The sequence below is a fragment of the Legionella navarrensis genome, from assembly GCF_052527415.1.
This window is the reverse complement of record NZ_JBNVZR010000063.1, coordinates 1-302: the sequence shown is the minus strand read 5'-3', so window position 1 is coordinate 302 and position 302 is coordinate 1. Positions and strand designations below refer to the sequence as shown.

Genomic DNA, 302 nt, shown 5'->3' with positions numbered 1-302 from the left:
GTGCTGCTCAAATCCATACAGACCACCCTGACGCGCTCTTTTCCTGTAAGAGAGGCCAGGTAGCCGGCAAGGTCTGATTCGCTTCGTCCTTTCACGATATCAAAAATTTTATGTTTTCTAAGGTCGCAAAGCGTTGTGGCAAAGCCCTGCCTTCGACTGAAAAAATGCTCATCAATACCAATAACCGTTGGGCATGGCGTATTCATCAGCTCTTTTGATTGCTCCTGATACTGGCGATGATACCAGCGTTCAATCGTTGCCTTTCCCTTATTAAATTGCTGAGCAAGGTCTTTCTGCGATAT

Annotated in this window: 1 protein-coding gene; it reads right to left on the bottom strand. The window is 46.0% G+C overall.

Going from position 1 to position 302, the window contains the following annotated elements:
* Window positions 1-302 (bottom strand): transposase (locus ACQUTA_RS13120; protein WP_444988714.1); only part of this gene is annotated, 302 nt, incomplete at both ends.